Origin of the sequence: Burkholderia sp. 567 (assembly GCF_040545115.1) — a bacterium.
GTDB lineage: Bacteria > Pseudomonadota > Gammaproteobacteria > Burkholderiales > Burkholderiaceae > Burkholderia > Burkholderia ambifaria.
On record NZ_JBEPLG010000005.1, the window covers coordinates 88658 to 104644 of the forward strand.

A 15987-nucleotide genomic window follows, 5' to 3' on the forward strand; every position below is an offset into this window, starting at 1 on the left:
GTCGCCGAGGGTTGCCGATCGTCATGACGACTCCGTCAGCCATAACTCTCCCGGAACAGCGATCACCGGCATGACCGATACCGCCCCCTCCGTCATCCCTGAAGACGACGGCATCTCTCACTCCCGCGCATGCATCACGAACGCCGAAGGGCGGCGCATCCCGGTCGTCGTCGCCCGGCCGCGACGCGGCGCATCCAGCACGATCGCCGTCGAACATCTATTGAACGAATACCGGATGCGCGAGCAGTTGGACAGCGCGTGGGCGTTGCGCCCGCTCGAATTACAGCGGCAAGGCGACAGCGTCGCGCTCATTCTTGAAAACGCGGCCGGCGTCAGCCTCGAGCAGCTATTGAGCGAGCCGCTGGACACCCGACGCTTTCTGAATATCGCGCTTCAGATCGTCGTCTCTGTCGGCCATATGCACGCCGCGAGGATCGTTCACCGCGATCTCAAACCCGCCCACCTGTACGTTGACGAACCCGGCGGCCGTATGAGGCTCACCGGCTTCGGAATCGCGCTCGGCGGCCAGCATCGCCGCGAAATGGCAGATCACCCGGAAATCATTGCCGGCACGATGGCCTACATGGCGCCTGAGCAAACGGGCCGCATGAATTGGCAGATCGATGCGCGCAGCGATTTGTACAGCATGGGTGTCGTGTTTTATCGCATGTTGACCGGGCAACTGCCATTTTCCGCAACCGCTCCGATGGAGTGGATACACAGTCACACGTCGCGCACGCCCGTCGCGCCCCATCTGCGCCACGGACTCGTCGATCCCCAGGTGTCGGCGATCGTCATGAAATTGCTCGAGAAATGCCCCGGCGAGCGCTATCAAAGCGCGGCAGGACTGGAGCGCGACCTGCGTCGCTGCATGGCGGAGTGGTCAGCGAGCGCGACGATATCTCGGTTCGACTTGGGCGTCGCCGATCTGCCCGAGCGACTTTCCGGACCGGCCAGGTTGTACGGCCGGGACCAGGAACTGGCGCGACTGACCGGCGCATTTTCACGGGCCATGCTCGCGGGATCGACCGAGCTGGTGCTGATTTCCGGTTATGCCGGGATCGGCAAATCGTGTCTCGCGCGCGAGCTGCAAACCGCGGCCGGCACGTTTCAAGGGACTTTCGCCAGCGGAAAGTGCGACCAGTACAACAGCGACGTACCGTATGCCGCGGTGGCGCTTGCGCTGAAAGGCATGATCAGGTCCGTGTTCGCCAGAGGCGAAGACGACGTACGCCGCTGGCGCAGCGCGATTCTCGATGCACTTGGGCAGAACGCAAGCCTCGTCACGGACTTCGTGCCGGATCTCGAACTGCTGATCGGCAAGCAACCCGGCGTACCGGAGTTGCCGCTGCCACAGGCTCAGGTCCGTTTCCAACGCGTGTTGACGGACCTCATGCAGGTGTTCGCGACGCTGAGCCCTCCCCTCGTGCTCTTTATCGACGATCTTCAATGGGCAGACGCCGCAACGCTCGATCTCATCGAACATATCGCGCACCATTCCGACATGCGCCACCTGCTGCTGATCGGTGCGTATCGTCACAATGCAGTCGATGCCGATCATCCACTGACGCGAAAGATTTCCATCGCCAAAGCCGCGGGAATCGCCGTTCATGAAATCGATCTGCTGCCATTGACTGCCAGGGATGTCGCGCCCCTTCTTCGCGACATCCTGCACTCCACCGACAAGTTGATCGAGCCGCTTGCGAGAGCCGTATATTCGAAGACGGCAGGCAACCCGTTCTTCGTCGTTCAGTTCCTGCATGCACTCGCGGAAGAGAACGTGCTCGTCATCGATCCCGCCGCCGGTCGCTGGTCGTGGAACGTGCAAGACGTCCGGAGCGCCCGCTATACGGACAACGTCGCGGACCTGATGGCTATCCGGCTCAACCGGCTTCCACCACACTGCAAGGACGCGCTGCGCGACCTTGCGTGCCTGGGCAGCGCGGCGACGGCCTGCAATCTGGCGATCGTGCGTCAAACCAGCGAAGAAGCGTTGCACGGTGAGCTTCAAGCCGCCATCCGCCAACAACTCGTCGAACGCGCGGGAAATATCTATCGATTCGCTCACGACCGGATTCACGAGGCAGCCTATTCGCTCATCCCTGCTGGCTCGCGCGCGGAAATACACCTGACGGCTGCGCGGCGCCTGTTGCCGCATCTCGCCGAAGGGGCCGACGAAGGGCTGGTGTTCGAAATCGTCGGCCAATTCAATCGCGCCGGAGACGAACTCATCTTGCCGGAAGAGCGGCACGAAGTCGCCGCGCTGAATTTGCGAGCCGGCATTCGAGCGAAGCGTTCCGCCGCGTACGACACGGCGCTTCGCTACTTCAATGCCGGCACGGCGCTACTGAGCGCCATACCAACCAACGACCCAGCCGGTATCCATTTCGAGTTCGAACTCGAATTTGCCGAATGCGAATTCCTGACCGGACAACTCGAGCTGGCGGAACGGCGCCTGGCCGCCCTGCCGATACAAGGATTGGGCCTGATCGAGCGCGGTCGCGTCACGGTACAACGGATGGACGTGTACACGGCGCTCGACCAAAGCGACGACGCGATCGCCGTCGCGCTCGAATATCTGCGTTGCGTCGGTATCACATCGTCGGCACATCCGGCCGATCAGGACGTGCACGACGAATATGCGCAACTCCACCGGCGTGCAGCCAACCTGACGATCGACGACATCGCCGGATTGCCGGCCATGGTCGACCCGGTGGCGTTGACTACGCTGGAAGTACTGACCCGCCTGCTTTCCGCGGCATGCTTCACCGATTTCAATCTGAACTCCCTGATTACATGCAAGGCCATCAACCTCAGCCTGACCAGCGGAAACTGTGACGCGTCCTGCGTGGCGTTCTGCACGCTTAGCCGGACCGCGGGGCCGCGTTTCGGCGATTTCGACCTGGGGATTCGCTTCAGCCACGCGGGCTACCGCATTGCCGAACGCAACGCACAACACCGCTACCATGCCAGCACGTCCATGGTGTTCGCGATCTTCACGAAGTGCTGGGCCGAGCATGTCCGCGCGTCCAAGGACACACTGCGCTCTGCGTTTTCCGCAGCCAACAAGACCGGGGACCTGTTGTACGCATCGTATTCCCTGACCGGTCTGAACAGGGTATTGCTGTTCGCGGGCGATCCCCTTTCCGCCGTCCATACCGAAGCCGAACGCGGCCTTGCGTTTGCCCGGAACGCTCAACATGGGCTGATCGTCGACATCATCTCGACACAGCTCGCGTTCGTCGACAGCCTGCGAGGGCGGACGAGAAAGCTCGGGACGTTCGACAGCGAACGCTTCAATGAACAGGCATTCGAATTCCGGCTTTCGAATCGTCCCGGGCTTGCCATCGCGGAGTGCTGGTACTGGACGCGAAAGATGCAAGCGCGTTATCTGGCAGGCGACCACGACACCGCTCTCGCGTCGCTGCTCCGTGCCGAGCCGTTGATATGGACCTCTTCGATGTTCCTGGAAGAGGCCGAATTTCATTTCTACGCCGCGCTCACGTTGGCCTCGACGCTGGAGCGCGTTACGCCCGCGATGCGGGCCGGCCAGCTGGAGCGACTCGCCCGGCACCAGGCGAAGCTGAATGTGCTGGCGAGCAACTTTCCGCAGAATTTCGACAATCGCGCGGCGCTCGTGAATGCCGAAATCGCGCGCATCGAATCGCGCATCCTCGATGCGGAGCGGCTTTATGAACAGGCGATCAATTCCGCACGGGCGAACGACTTTCCGCATCAGGAAGCGATTGCGAGCGAATTGGCTGCGCGTTTTTACCAGTCCCGAGGCTTGTCGATCATCAGCGATGCCTACTTGCGCAATGCCCGTTACGGGTACCTGCGTTGGGAGGCGCCGGGAAAAGTCCGGCAACTCGACGACGCATACCCGCATCTGAATGCCGACCCACGTGGCAGCAACGCGCACGAGACGATGCGGTCGACGGCCGGCGAGATCGACTACTGGATGCTGATCGACGTTTCGCAGCGGGTGTCGTCCGAGATCGTGCTCGAGAATGTCGTCGATACGTTCATGAGAGCTGCGCTGACTCACTCCGGCGCGGATCGCGCCATTCTGATTCTCACCGCGGACGATGGTGCCGCGAAGATCCAGGCCGAGGCGACGGTTCGCGGCGAGGCGGTATGCATTCAGCAGGAAAGCTCGCCGCTCGACCCCGACCGGGTCCCGACGGCGACGATCAATTACGTGATGCGCACTCGCGAAGTGCTGTCGATACCCGATGCGTCAAAGGATCCGATATGCGCGACCGATGCCTACACGGTCACCCATCGCGTGCGCTCGATCCTGTGCATTCCTCTCGTTCGTCGACACACATTAGTCGGTACGCTTTACCTGGAAAACAGGCTTTCCACCGGCGTATTCGCGCCTGCCCGCCTGGCCTCGCTCGGCGTTCTCGTTTCGCAGGTCGCCATTACGCTGGAGAACGCGCGCCTGTATCGGGAACTGTCCGACCGCGAAGCCCGGATTCGACGCCTCGTGGACGCGAACATCATCGGCATCTTCATCTACGCGCTGGATGGCACGATATTGGACGCGAATGCCGCCTTTCTGGAGTTGCTCGGCTACAGTCGCGACGAGCTCGACCATCGCCAGTTGAACTGGAGGGACATCACGCCACCGGAATGGATTCAGGTCGACTTCCAGATCCACGAACCGGTACTTCGCGCGACCGGCGTGCTTGCACCGATCGAGAAAGAGTATTTTCGCAAGGACGGGAGCCGCGCGCCTGTCCTGGTCGGGGCCGCGATGTTCTCGCCGACGGGCGATCAAGGGGTCGCCTTCGTGCTCGATCTGAGCGAAAGCAAGCGTGCCGAGGCGCGTGCGCGAGACAGCGAAATCCGGTTCAGCGAAATGCAGCAGGAACTCGCGCACGCGAACCGGGTATCGACCGTCGGACAGTTGACGGCCATGATCAGTCACGAGGTGAAGCAGCCGATCGCCGCGATGTCCGCGAATGCCGACGCCGCGCTACGGTGGCTATCTGCTCGCCCGGCAAACGTCGACCGCGCAGCCAGAGCGCTCGAACTTATCGTACGCGATACCTTGCGGACCGGTGACATCATCGACCGCATCAGGAACCTCGTGCGCAAATCTCCGGTGCGAAAGGAGCAAGTCGACCTCAACGAGGCGATCCTCGAAGTGCTATTCATGACACGGCGAGACGCGGAGAAAAACGGCATCAGCATCGAAACGACGCTTGCCGCCCCGCCTCCGACCGTGACCGGCGATCGGGTACAGCTTCAGCAAGTCGTGCTCAACCTCGTCGCCAATGCGATCGAGGCGATGCACGCCGTCAACGAAGGACGCCGGCTACTGTCGATCTCCACATCGCGCAGCGGCGACGGCACGGTGGACATAAAGGTGAAGGACTCGGGCCCCGGTATGTCGGCCGCACATATGGAACGGCTTTTCGAGCCGTTTTTCACCACCAAGGATACGGGAATGGGCATCGGTCTCTCGGTTGCTCATTCGATCGTTCAGGCCCACGACGGACAACTGCGGGCGACCGTCCACGAACCGTCCGGCACGACATTTCACATCACGCTTCCATCGTCGGCATCGTAGCCCCATCGCGACATCGATTGCCGGCATTGCACCGCACGACTTGACGCAATCGATTCATCCAACGGGCGAAAGGCACCTCGGAGTACCGCGGGCACTTCATGCGATTTGGCAAAAGCCGTGCCGCAATAGAACTCGCCACGGTCCGTCTCTCCTAATCTGCGACGACGCGTCACCGCGTAGACCCGTCAACTCAGGAAGGAGACGATGAATGGCGAAAGTTCTCTGTGTTCTCTACCCGGATCCGACGTCCGGCTATCCGCCCCGGTACGTACGTGATGGAATCCCGGCGATCGCGGCATATCCCGGCGGACAGCGCTTGCCTTCCCCGCAAGGTACGCTGGGTTTCGCGCCGGGCGAACTCGTCGGGTGCGTGTCGGGGGAGCTCGGCCTGCGGCCCTATCTGGAAGCAAACGGTCACGAACTAATCGTGACGAGCGACAAGGACGGACCCGATTCCGCGTTCGAGCGGCACCTGCCCGACGCGGACGTGGTGATTTCGCAACCGTTCTGGCCGGCCTATCTGACGAGGGAGCGAATCGCGAAAGCACGCAAGCTCAAACTCGCGCTCACCGCCGGGATCGGTTCGGACCACGTCGATCTCCAGGCTGCGGCGGAGCGCGGCATTACCGTCGCGGAAGAAACGTTTTCGAACAGCATCAGCGTCGCGGAACACGTGGTCATGACGGTGCTGGCGCTGGTCCGGAATTTCGTTCCCGCTCATCAGTTCGCGACGAACGACGGCTGGAACATCGCCGATTGCGTGAGCCGAAGCTACGATCTCGAAGGCATGCATTTCGGAACGATCGGGGCGGGACGCATCGGGCTGGCCGTGCTGCGGCGGCTGAAACCGTTTGACGTACACCTTCATTACCACAGTCGTCATCGGCTGTCGGCGGACCTCGAACGCGAACTCGGCCTCTCTTACCACGACAGCGCCAGGTCCCTCGTGCAGGTCAGCGACGTGATCAACCTGCAATGCCCGCTTTATCCGTCCACCGAACATATGTTCGACGATGAAATGTTCAGCCACGTGAAGCCCGGCGCCTATCTCATCAACACCGCGCGCGGCAAGCTGTGCGACAGAGACGCGGTCGTGCGAGCGCTCGAATCCGGCCGCCTCGCAGGCTATGGCGGCGACGTGTGGTTCCCGCAACCCGCGCCGCCCGACCATCCGTGGCGCCACATGCCGAGCGAAGCAATGACGCCGCATATCTCGGGCACGTCGCTGTCCGCGCAGGCTCGCTATGCGGCAGGCACCCTCGAGATCCTGCAGTGCCATCTCGAGGGTCGGCCGATTCGTCCCGAGTACCTGATCGTCGACGCGGGAAAACTCGCCGGGACGGGTGCTGCGTCGTACAAGTTGAGCTGATGCGCGCAACGCGCCGATTCGCGGGGCCGAGACGTCGTGCATTCGGCGTGGTCCCGGCCGCCGCCGCCGTCGTCTGGAAACTCGAATCGGATGAGCGGCCGAACGTCCCGACTCATCGGGCTTCGACGCCCGCTAGCTACGCTGCATTCTGGCTGCCGCAGGCGCCTGCGCCGGCTGGCCGACACCCAGCGCCTCCGCCTTCTTCACGAAGTCGGCCAACGAGCGCGCCTCCATCTTCTTCATCGCCTGTCCGCGGTGAATCTTTACGGTGATTTCACTCAGATTCATTTCTGCGGCGATCTGCTTGTTCATCAGCCCGCTCGCCACGAACGCCATGACCTCGCGCTCGCGCGCGGACAGCGTGGCATAGCGTGCACGCAGGTCGGCGAGCGAACGATGCTCGCTTCTCCAGCGCGCGTCGCGCTCGAGTGCCGTCGTGACCGCATCGAGCATGTCCTGCTCCCGAAATGGCTTCGGAAGAAAATCCATCGCACCGGCCTTCATCGCCTTCACCGACATCGCAATATCGCCGTACGCCGTCATGAAGATGATCGGCAGATGCAGGTCGGCGGCCGCGATCTGCTCCTGAACCGCGAGCCCGCTCTGGCCTTTCAGGCGAACGTCGAGAATCAGGCAGCTCGCCACATCGGGTTTGTCGAAGGCGAGAAACTCCTGCGCCGATGCAAACGCTTCGACGCGGAACCCTACCGACCGGAGCAGCATGTCGACCGCCGTTCGCATCGACTCTTCGTCGTCGACGACATAAACGATTGATTGCTGGGCGGGGTCTTGCGTATCAGTGTTCATTACACATTTCCTCATCCAGTGGCAATACGAACTGTATGACCATTCCGGCCCGCTCCGGGATCTCGGCCCAGATACGTCCGCCATGCGCTTCCACTATCGACCGGCAAATCGACAACCCCATACCCATCCCATTCTGTTTCGTCGTGAAGAATACGCTGAACAGCCGGTCGAAGTCTTCGTTGCTTACCCCGGCTCCGTGGTCCTCCACCATCATGTGAGCGTGACCGTCCCGCGCCCGGGTGCGAAGCAGCAAGCGTCGCGTGCCGGGGGCGAGCCCCGACATCGCTTGTATCGCGTTCATCACCAGATTGATGACGACTTGCTGCAACTGGACGCGGTCGCCGCACACACGCTGTGGCGACGCGGAATAGTCGGCCTCTACGTCCACCCGGTGGGTTTCCAGCTCGCGCGCGACGAGTTCGAGCGATTCTCGCACAACGTCGTTCAGGTCGAGCGGCACCTGCTCGGGCGCGCGCTTTCTCGCCATCGCCCGAATCCGTCGGATGATGTCGGAGGCGCGCTTGGCGTCGCGGATCATCTGGGTGACGGATTGCTGTACCTCGCCCAGATCGGGCTCCGGACGGTCGATCCAGCGCAATGCAGCGTCACCCGCGGTGACGATCGCGGCAAGCGGCTGCGTGACTTCATGAGCAATCGATGCGGCGAGTTCGCCCAGCATCGTTACCCGCGTCGCGTGCGCCAGTTCGGCATTCGATCGATCCAGCGCTTCCTGCGCGACGACACGCTCGGTGATGTCCATCAATGCGCCGACGTATTCCGTTTCCTTTTGATGCCGGATCGGATGCGCGACGTAATGGACGTGTTTGACGCGGGCATCGGACATCAGCAGTCGAAACGTGATGTCCGGATCCGACGCACCTGCGATCTGGCGATGCCACGCATCGCGGACAAGCGCTACGTCGTCGGGGTGGACGCGCGACGCAATCGATTCGAAATCCGGCACCCGGTGGCGATCGAGTTCGAAGATGCGATACGTCTCGTCGGACCACCACATCGTACAGTCGGGAAGCCTCATCGCAATACTGCCGGTATGACTCAGCCGCTGCGCGCCCGATAAAAATGCCTCGCTGCGGCGCCACGCCTGTTCGGCCTGCTTGCGTGCTTCGATGTCGGTATTCACGCCATACCAGCGAACGACACGCCCGCTCTCGTCACGAAGCGGCGCCGCGCGGATATGCACCCACCGGTAAACGCCGTCCTCGCGCCTGATCCGAACGGTGCTCTCGAACCGTGACTCGTTATACACGGCGCGCTCCCACGCGTGCTGCATCGGATCGAAGTCGTCGGGGTGGACGACGGCACGCCAGATATCTTCTTCGCGCTTGGCCATGTACACACCGAACTCCGTCCACCGCTGGTTCACGTAGTCGATCTTGCCGTTACTGTCCGAGCTCCACACCATCGCGGGAATTGCGTCGATCATCGCGCGCAACTCGTCCTGCTGCCGCCGCATTTCGCCTTCCAGGCGCTTGCGGTCGGTAATGTCATTGTTGGTCGCGAGTATCGCAACCGCCTTTCCGCCGGCATCGCGCCACAGCGCGAGCCGACTCGAAATCATCACCTTTTTGCCGTCCTTGCGGACACGCTGCAGTTCGCCCTGCCACTGTCCGCATTCGAGTACGGCACGGTGAATGTCGTCGAGCGGCACCGACGCGACGGTCTGCGTCAACATATGGACCGGCTGGCCGAGCGCCTGTTCGGCCGTCCAGCCGTAAAGCGCCTCCGCGCCTTGATTCCAGAATGCGATCCGGTCCTGCAAGTCGTAAACGACAATCGCGTCATGAGTCAGATCGAGCAACTGAAGTCGCTCGCGCAGAATGCCGGTGTTGGCGAGATTGCGTAGCGACAACACTGCGGTCGTCACGATCGCGAGCAGGCTTACGCCGCAGCGGGCGAGCGCACCGCCGGAATATCGTGCGTCATGCGACAGCGCAAGCGCGAGCAACGTCAGTCCCACGCATCCGAATGCGGCGACATACGTCGCCCGACGCGAGCCGGCTGACGCGGCCAGCAGCACCACCGCCACGTAAAGCACGGCAATCGCGGTATCGAGCGGCGTCACGTCGATAATGAAAATAAGCGCCGTCAGTGCACCGGCCAACGTGTACAACACACGCGCGTCTTCTCGCCATGGCTTGCCTATTGTCCGATTGCTCATCGTCGTCGTGTTTCGCAGTGCCTGAAGGAAATGAAAAGTAGGGAATTGCCAGTCGGTATCTCCCGTTCCCACGGCGGCGCGTTGACGTTACGAGCGGCGATACCCGGCTTCATGAATGCGCTTATGAAGCCGGGTTCCCCCGACCTTCCTTCACCGATGCCAGATCACGGGCGACTTGTACGGCATCCACGGGTTTCCTCAACACGCTGATCGCCCCCATACCGACCGCCTGGCGCCGGACGGCCTCGGACACGAATGCCGAAATGAAGATGATCGGCACCGTGACGCCGCTGTCCACCAGCTGTCGATACATCTCCAGACCTGAAATGCCGGGCATCTGGACGTCTGAAATGATGCACGAGACTTCCCGAACGTCGTCGGACGCCAGAAACTGCTCCGCCGATGCATAAAGTTTCGCGCTCCATCCCAGAGAGCGAACCAGACTGGACGTGGCGACACGGACGGATTCGTCATCGTCAACAATCGAAACGATTGGAAAATTGTGCAAACCCGGGCCCTCGGACGGAATTCCATTTCGGGCGACCCGACATTGGCCGCCCTGTCGAACCCAATATTAGAGAAATCGACAATCCGCGGAAATCATCTATACGTATAGTTTCGCGCCGTCCCGCCCGACGACGCGACGCGCGGCCGGAACGTCATGCGCGGATGAACGCGAGCAGATCCGCGTTCACCTGATCGGCATGCGTGGTGCACAAGCCGTGCGGCGCGCCGGGATAGATCGTCAGCCGTGCCCCGCGAACGATCTCTGCCGCCAGCCGGCCGGAATCGTCCAGCGGAACGATCTGATCGGTATCGCCTTGCAGGATCAGCGTCGGAACGTCGATGCTGCGCAAATCGGCGGTGAAGTCGGTTTCCGAGAAGGCCTTGATGCAATCGTACGCGCTCTTGATCGAACATTGCATACCCGCATACCAGAAGGCATCCACCGTCCCGTCCGACGCCTTTGCGTGGTCACGGTTGAAGCCGTAAAACGGCACCGCCAGGTCCTTGAAGAACTGCGAGCGGTTCGCGAGGACGCCCTGTCGGATGTCGTCGAACACCGACAACGGCAAGCCGCCTGGATTGGCGTCGGTCTTCAGCATCAGCGGCGGCACCGCCGCGATCAATACGGCCTTCGCCACACGACCGGTGCCGTACCGGCCGATATAACGGGCAACCTCGCCACCTCCGGTCGAATGACCGACGAGCACCGCGTCCTTGAGATCGAGATACTCGATCAGTTCGGCAAGATCGTCCGCGTAACGCGACATCTCGTTTCCGCTCCAGGGTTGACTGGAGCGGCCGTGCCCACGGCGGTCGTGCGCGATCACACGATAGCCTCGCTCGGCGAGATACATCATCTGTGCATCCCACGCATCGGCATTCAACGGCCATCCATGCGAGAACACCACCGGCTGGCCTGAGCCCCAGTCCTTGTAGAACAGTTCGGTCCCGTCTTTCAATACGAGCGTTGCCATCTTCGTACTCTCCTTGACGATGCCGCTTCCAGCCGGTCTTTCACCGTAGAAGCGACGTTACGCGTCGCCCTGCGGCCGCAGCTCGCGGCCGCAAAACCCACGCACTGGAACGATTATCGAAACGACCATGCCCGGCTCTTTTTGACAGGGACCGGGATTTTCGGCTCCGCACGGTCGTCCGCGGCGCTCACCGCTCCGGACGCAGGCGGTCGATTTGCAGCGCTCACCGCTGCCGCGCGAATTCTTGCGTGCGAATTCGAAACTCGCGCCGTCACGGTGCAATGCCGCCGCGCATGCGCGCCTCAAGATCGAACCGAATCGATGGAGGAACCCGACATGGCCGAGAAAAAGACCGTTCGAATCTATAGCGAACCCGCCGGCGGCTGGGGCGCGCTGAAAGCGACGGGAGCGGCGCTCGCGGTACAGGGCATTGCCGTGTCCGGCGCGAAGACGCTGCTGCGGATGAATCAACCGGAGGGATTCGACTGCCCGGGTTGTGCGTGGCCGGACCCGAAACATACGTCATCGTTCGAATTTTGCGAGAACGGTGCGAAAGCGGTGGCATGGGAGGCAACGTCGAAGCGCTGCACGCCCGGGTTTTTCGCCGCGCACAGCGTGTCCGAGCTGTCGACATGGGACGACTACGATCTCGAGATGGCCGGACGTCTCACTCACCCGATGACCTATGACCGCGTGTCGGATCGCTACGTCCCGATCACCTGGGAGGCCGCGTTCTCGACGATCGCGACTGCCCTGAACGCCCTCGATCATCCCGATCAGGCGGATTTCTATACGTCCGGGCGCGCATCGAACGAGGCGGCGTTCCTCTATCAGCTGTTCGTACGCGAATTCGGCACGAACAATTTCCCCGATTGCTCGAACATGTGCCACGAAGCCACGAGCGTCGGGCTGCCCCAGTCGATCGGCGTCGGCAAAGGGACCGTGCTGCTCGAAGACTTCGAGCAGGCCGACGCGATCTTCATCTTCGGTCAGAATCCCGGCACCAATAGCCCCCGGATGATGACCGACCTGCACGCGGCATCGCGCCGCGGGGCGAAGATCGTCTCGTTCAACCCGTTTCGCGAACGTGCGCTCGAGCGCTTCACCGCGCCGCAGAATCCGCTCGAAATGGCAACGCTCGGTTCGACGCCGATCAGCGCGTTTCTCTACCAGGTGCGCGTCGGGGGCGACGCGGCCGTGCTCAAGGGGATGATGAAAGCCATCGTCGAGGCCGACGACGCGGCCGTCGCGACCGACCAACCCCGCATCCTCGACGTGACGTTCATCGCCGGCCATACGCACGGCATCGATGAGCTCGTCACGGACCTGCGCGCGGCGTCGTGGGACGCCATCGAGCGCGTATCGGGGCTCGCGCGCGCCGACATCGAAAATGCCGCGCGCATCTACATGGCGGCGAACAACGTGATCCTGGTGTACGGCATGGGGCTCACTCAGCACCGGCGCGGTACGGAAAACGTGCAGCAGATCGCAAATCTCGCGCTGCTGCGGGGCAACGTCGGCCGCCCGGGGGCCGGCATCTGTCCGGTGCGCGGACACTCGAACGTGCAAGGCAACCGGACGGTCGGCATCACCGAGAAGCCGAGCGCTGCGCTGCTCGACGGCATCGAGCGCGCGTTCGGCTTCCGTCCGCCCGCCGCACACGGTCATGACGTGCTCGCCACCATCGACGCGATGATGCGCGGCCATGCCCGGGTATTTTTCGCGCTGGGCGGAAATTTCGCCGCAGCCATACCGGACTGGGTCCGCGTGCAGCCGGCGATAAGCCGGCTCGACCTGACCGTGCATATCGCAACGAAGCTCAATCGCAGCCATCTGGTACACGGCAAGGCCGCATTGATTCTTCCTTGCCTCGGACGCACCGAAATCGATATCCAGGCGGACGGACCGCAATCGATTACCGTGGAAGATTCGATGTCGATGGTCCATGCGTCGGCTGGCCGCAACGCGCCGGCGTCGGAGCACCTGCTCAGCGAGCCGGCGATCGTCGCCGGTATCGCCCGTGCGACGCTCGGCAGTGCATCGCGCGTTCCATGGGAACATCTCGTCGCGAATTACGACCGGATTCGCGACGCGATCGAAGTGGTATTCCCGATCTTCCAGACATACAACGACCGCATCCGCATACCCGGCGGCTTCCATCTCGCGTCGACCGCGCGCGAACGGGTGTGGGCGACTTCGACGGGCCGCGCGAATTTCCTCGTCTTCGCCGGTCTTGACGAAGACTTCGATCATGGCGACCCGGAAGCGCTGATGCTCACGACGATGCGCAGCCACGATCAGTACAACACCACGCTCTATTCTCATTCGGACAGATATCGCGGCGTATTCGGGCAGCGCGACGTGCTGTTCATGAATCCGCGCGAACTCGCCAGGCGCAACCTGCATCCGGGCGAGCGCGTGGATATCGTCGCGCTCTGGACGGACGGCATCGAACGTATCGTGCGCGGCTTCAAGATTGTCGAATACTCGCTGCCGGACGGCTGCTGCGGCGCCTACTACCCCGAAGCGAATCCGCTCGTGCCGCTCGATGCGTTCGACCCGCAAAGCCGCACACCCGCGTACAAGTCCGTCCCGGTGAAGGTGATGCGTGCGGCAACGGTAGGCCCGGCTTCCGCGGCATTCGCCGTTGCGCGCGCGATCGGCGGGTAAGGCGCTCAGTATGGCCGACCGGCGACGCATACGAAAAAGGCATGCCGGCGATGATGAATTTGAATATTACGGGCGCGCCGGGGCTACTTATACTGGCTCCCGCCATCGCCACCGATTTCTAAGCAAATCGCAGGTCGATCATCCGTTGACGTCGTGCACCCGAATGCTTTGCCGTTATAGAGGATACCTTATGGATTCGCGTGGATATTCCGTTCACCGAGGAGCTTTGTCGAAATGAACTTCACGATTGGCACGCTGCTCGCGCTGTCGTTTCTGATCTCCGTGCTCGGGCTGTTCCTGTTCCTGTGGGCGCAAATGAACGGCCTGATGCGGGCCGGCCCCGATGCAGCCGAGGTCATCTTCGCCGCGGGTGAAGTCGGACAGACGGAAGATCCGGCCCTGTCCGCATCGCAACGCGAGCGCCTCCAGCAGGCGGCCGCGCATGTGGCGCCCGGCACACGTTCCGGCGCATCGGGCGACGCGCCGGCACTCGGCCGGGAACTCGCGGAACGCGCGCGGCTGGACGCGTCGAGCCGCGGGCCGACCTTCGTCTTTCTGAGCTCCTCGGTGTTCTGGCTGCTGCTGGGCTCCATTGCGGGCCTCGTCGCGTCGCAGAAGCTGACCGCCCCGGACTTTCTCACGCAGTCGGCCTGGCTCACGTTCGGCCGCGTGCGCACCGCGCATCTGAACATGGTGGTATACGGATGGGCGTCGATGGCAGGCATCGGCATTTCCCTGTGGATGCTGCCGCGCCTGCTCAAGACGCAGCTCGCGGGCGGCCGCTTCGCCATTGCCGGCGCGTGGCTCTGGAATGCCGGTCTCTCCGCGGGCATCGCCGCCATTCTGTCGGGATGGACCGACGGCCTGCAATGGCTCGAGATTCCATGGCAAATCGGCATCCTGCTCGCGGCGGGCGGTGCGCTCGCGGCGGTGCCGCTCCTCATGACCATCGCACGGCGCACCACGCGCCATCTGTACGTGTCGGTGTGGTATCTCGCCGCCGCGCTGCTGTGGTTCCCCATCCTCTACATCGTCGCCAAGGTGCCGGGCGTGCACTTCGGCGTCGAGCAGGCCATCGTCAACTGGTGGTTCGCGCACAACGTGCTCGGCCTGTGGCTCACGCCGATCGGGCTGGCAGCAGCCTATTACTTCATCGCGAAGGTGCTCGGGCGGCCCATCTACTCATACGCGCTCTCGCTCGTCGGATTCTGGGCTCTGGCCATGTTCTACAGCCAGGCTGGCATTCACCACCTGCTGGGCGGCCCGGTTCCGCAATGGCTGCAGAGCGTGTCGGTCGTCCAGAGCGTGATGATGATCGTCCCGGTGCTCGCCGTCGGCGTGAACCACCATATGACGGTGGCCGGCCACTTCGGCGCGCTGAAACACTCGCCTACGCTGCGCTTCGTCGTGCTGGGCGCCGTGCTGTACACGCTCGTGTCGCTGCAGGGGTCGCTCGAGGCGCTGCCGTTCTTCAACCGGCTCGTGCATTTCACGCAGTACAAGGTGGCTCACGCCCATCTCGGCCTGTACGGCTTCTTCTCGATGATCATGTTCGGCTCGATCTACTTCACGATGCCACGCGTGCTCGAACGCGAATGGCCGTACCCGAAGCTCGTCTGGCTGCACTTCTGGCTCGCGGCCGTCGGCTTTGCCATCTATTTCGTCTCGCTCACGATCGGCGGCGTTCTGCAAGGCATCGCATTGCTCGACCCCGCGCGTCCGTTCATGGCATCCGTCCAAGTTCTCACGCCATATCTGCAAGCACGCACCCTCGGCGGCGCGCTCATGACGATCGGCCATTTCGTATTCGCGTATCACTTCTTCGCGCTCGTCTTCGGTCGGCAGGGCGCGCGCTCAGACGCGGCGCCGGCGCGCCACGCGATCACGATGGCGGCCTGAC

8 protein-coding genes are annotated in these 15987 nt (G+C 62.7%); 4 read left to right on the forward strand and 4 right to left on the reverse strand.

The features are described 5' to 3' along the window. Positions 1-70 precede the first annotated feature (70 nt). Together ABIC50_RS16260 and ABIC50_RS16265 are read left to right on the forward strand one after the other, a co-directional pair. Positions 71-5581 carry a trifunctional serine/threonine-protein kinase/ATP-binding protein/sensor histidine kinase gene (locus ABIC50_RS16260; RefSeq protein ID WP_354165422.1) on the forward strand — a complete coding sequence of 1837 codons (5511 nt, stop codon included), beginning with the start codon at positions 71-73 and terminating at the stop codon, positions 5579-5581. A 208-nt stretch (positions 5582-5789) separates the two neighbouring features. Continuing rightward, positions 5790-6950 carry an NAD-dependent formate dehydrogenase gene (locus ABIC50_RS16265; protein WP_354165425.1) on the forward strand — a complete coding sequence of 387 codons (1161 nt, stop codon included), beginning with the start codon at positions 5790-5792 and terminating at the stop codon, positions 6948-6950. Between the two features lie 132 nt (positions 6951-7082). Here the strand turns inward: ABIC50_RS16265 and ABIC50_RS16270 are convergent, their stop codons facing one another. From ABIC50_RS16270 to ABIC50_RS16285, 4 genes are all read right to left on the reverse strand, one after another. Continuing rightward, on the reverse strand, positions 7083-7757 hold the full coding sequence (locus ABIC50_RS16270; protein ID WP_354165427.1) for a response regulator transcription factor: 675 nt from the start codon (positions 7755-7757) through the stop codon (positions 7083-7085). Next, positions 7747-9936 carry a PAS domain-containing sensor histidine kinase gene (locus ABIC50_RS16275; RefSeq protein WP_354165429.1) on the reverse strand — a complete coding sequence of 730 codons (2190 nt, stop codon included), beginning with the start codon at positions 9934-9936 and terminating at the stop codon, positions 7747-7749. The genes ABIC50_RS16270 and ABIC50_RS16275 overlap by 11 nt, the downstream gene beginning before the upstream one ends. Before the next feature lie 121 nt (positions 9937-10057). Continuing rightward, a complete protein-coding gene (locus ABIC50_RS16280) occupies positions 10058-10444 on the reverse strand; it encodes a response regulator transcription factor (RefSeq protein WP_012366369.1) in 387 nt (128 codons plus the stop codon). Positions 10445-10595: 151 nt separating this feature from the next. Then, positions 10596-11417 carry an alpha/beta fold hydrolase gene (locus ABIC50_RS16285; protein ID WP_354165432.1) on the reverse strand — a complete coding sequence of 274 codons (822 nt, stop codon included), beginning with the start codon at positions 11415-11417 and terminating at the stop codon, positions 10596-10598. Between the two features lie 336 nt (positions 11418-11753). Between ABIC50_RS16285 and ABIC50_RS16290 the strand changes: the two genes are divergently transcribed. Continuing rightward, on the forward strand, positions 11754-14087 hold the full coding sequence (locus ABIC50_RS16290; RefSeq protein ID WP_354165434.1) for an FdhF/YdeP family oxidoreductase: 2334 nt from the start codon (positions 11754-11756) through the stop codon (positions 14085-14087). A 234-nt stretch (positions 14088-14321) separates the two neighbouring features. Continuing rightward, the gene (locus ABIC50_RS16295) at positions 14322-15986 is read left to right on the forward strand and encodes a cbb3-type cytochrome c oxidase subunit I (RefSeq protein ID WP_354165436.1); all 1665 of its coding nucleotides are present in this window, start codon (positions 14322-14324) and stop codon (positions 15984-15986) included. The last annotated feature ends 1 nt before the right edge of the window (position 15987 follow it).

Excerpts from the sequence above, each read along its gene's own strand:
- ABIC50_RS16260 (WP_354165422.1), top strand. The coding sequence starts at position 71 with ATGACCGATACCGCCCCCTCCGTCATCCCTGAAGACGACGGCATCTCT.
- ABIC50_RS16265 (WP_354165425.1), top strand. The coding sequence starts at position 5,790 with ATGGCGAAAGTTCTCTGTGTTCTCTACCCGGATCCGACGTCCGGCTAT.
- ABIC50_RS16270 (WP_354165427.1), bottom strand. The coding sequence starts at position 7,757 with ATGAACACTGATACGCAAGACCCCGCCCAGCAATCAATCGTTTATGTC.
- ABIC50_RS16275 (WP_354165429.1), bottom strand. The coding sequence starts at position 9,936 with ATGAGCAATCGGACAATAGGCAAGCCATGGCGAGAAGACGCGCGTGTG.
- ABIC50_RS16285 (WP_354165432.1), bottom strand. The coding sequence starts at position 11,417 with ATGGCAACGCTCGTATTGAAAGACGGGACCGAACTGTTCTACAAGGAC.
- ABIC50_RS16290 (WP_354165434.1), top strand. The coding sequence starts at position 11,754 with ATGGCCGAGAAAAAGACCGTTCGAATCTATAGCGAACCCGCCGGCGGC.
- ABIC50_RS16295 (WP_354165436.1), top strand. The coding sequence starts at position 14,322 with ATGAACTTCACGATTGGCACGCTGCTCGCGCTGTCGTTTCTGATCTCC.